Below are 1,784 nucleotides of genomic sequence, written 5' to 3'. Positions count from 1 at the left end.
ACTTCGTCCCGGCGTTCTCCGGCCTGTTCGCCCCGTACTGGCGTTCCGACGCCCGCGGCGCGATCGTCCTCAGGCCGGACTCGGTCGGATGTTCGCGGCGTTCATGGTCACCAGCGCAATCCTGCAGATCCCTCTTGAATACCGGCTGCCTGGAAGGAACCGGCCCGGCGTCCTCGCCGCCGCGCTCACGTGCATGGCCCTCGCCTGGGCCATCATCGCCGTCTCTCGCTACCCTTCGCCGGTGATCCTCGCCGTTGCGGCAGCGGTCTTCGCCGTTGTGGGCAGCGCCTTGCTCAGTCCGGTCCTGCCCACGGTGGTCAACGACATCGCTTCGTCAGCACTGCGCGGCCGCTACAACGGCGCCCACATGCTCGCCTGGACTGGTGTCTTTGCGGTCGGCGCGGCAGTCACCAGTTCTCTGCTCGCCGCCGACGCCATTCGTGCCCTCTTCCCTTTCAGCGCTGCCGCCTTGGCGCTGACAGCAGGTTTCCTGTGGCACCGCAGGGATCGTTTCCTGCCCGCACCGCTGATTCACATCCCGCTCCCACACCACAGCATCCCGTGCCGAAGGACTCCGCACCGTGACCCCGTCCCGGAAATCCGAGCTGCCCGAAGACGCCCTGCGGGCCGCCATCGCCTGTCACCGTCACGACCCCGCCGGGCGCTTGGGCGCCCAGCTCGCGCTGACCCGCCTCTGGCGTGAGCGCGGCGACTACCGACGCGCCGGAATCCTGCTGGCTCTGACTCTCAGTGCCGCAGAACACGCCTCCGGCCCGGACTCCCTTGAGGTCGCCGCGGTGTGCAATGAATGGGGCGTGCTGGGCAAGTACACCGGCCACTTCGACCGGTCTCAGGCCCTCTACCTGCGGGCCCTGAGTATCTGCGAGAACACCTACGGCAGTGATCACGACATCGTCGCCACCCTCTGCCACAACCTCGGCGGCCTGGCCCACACCCGCGGAGACTCCCACGAGGGCGAGCCCTGGGCCGCCCGCTCAGTGAGAATCCGCACCCGCCTGCACGGCCCCGATCACTTGCTCGTCGCCGCCGACCGGGCAGCCTGGGCTGCTCTCCTGGATGGCTGCGGCCGCTTCGACGAGGCGGAAACCCAACTACGCTCCGCCCTTGCCGTCTTTCAGCGCGTCCATGGCGCCGAGCACTACGAGATCGCTGTCACCACACACAACCTCGCCGCCCTCCAGCACCGAAGAGGTCACCACACCGCCGCCATCGATGACTACACCCGTGCCCTCGCACTCAAAGCACGCCTGCTCGGCGACTCCCATCCCGACCTGGCCACCACCCTGGTCAACCTCGCCACAGCCCACTGCCAACGCGGCAACCTCGACCAGGCCGTTCAGCACTACACCCGAGCCATCGCGATCCTCGCCCCGCACGTCACCTTCGATCACCCGACCCTGTCAGCCGCCCAGCAAGGCCTGGCCAATAGACACCGCTACTTGGCGTTGTCAGTGACAACTGACTCCACCGGTAGGTCTGTCTTGACTCCACTCCCGGTTGCCCCTGCGGCTTCTCACAGTCACATTCCCGACCTACAGGAACTCTGGTTCCCTGCCCCCGCCAAGAAGGAGCTCGCATGGCCGCGATCCACGACACCACCATGACGCCCACCAAGCTGGAGCTACTCACCGGTTGGCTGCCGAAGCAGACCTGGTACGTGGGCGACGCAGAAGCGCCGGCGACGATCCGCGGCGGGCGCCCGCCGACCCCGAGGGAAGGCTCCGCGGTGTCCGCGGAGTCCGCGTCGCGGACGGGTCCGTCCT

The 1,784-nt window shown here is 67.9% G+C and carries 1 protein-coding gene and 2 pseudogenes; all 3 read left to right on the top strand.

The window, feature by feature from the left end; all coding sequences use genetic code 11:
- Positions 1-88 precede the first annotated feature (88 nt).
- Positions 89-517: pseudogene (locus ACWEBX_RS40025) on the top strand (hypothetical protein); the annotation flags it as partial.
- A 64-nt stretch (positions 518-581) separates the two neighbouring features.
- Positions 582-1,625, top strand: a complete 1,044-nt coding sequence (locus ACWEBX_RS40020) for a tetratricopeptide repeat protein (RefSeq protein ID WP_451889619.1) — start codon at positions 582-584, stop codon at positions 1,623-1,625.
- A pseudogene (locus ACWEBX_RS40015) lies at positions 1,598-1,784 on the top strand (hypothetical protein); the annotation flags it as partial. The gene ACWEBX_RS40020 and the pseudogene ACWEBX_RS40015, both read left to right, overlap by 28 nt.

Source organism: Streptomyces sp. NPDC005070 (genome assembly GCF_053600395.1).
Note: the sequence above shows the minus strand (reverse complement) of the source record. Positions and strands in the feature narration are given on the sequence as shown.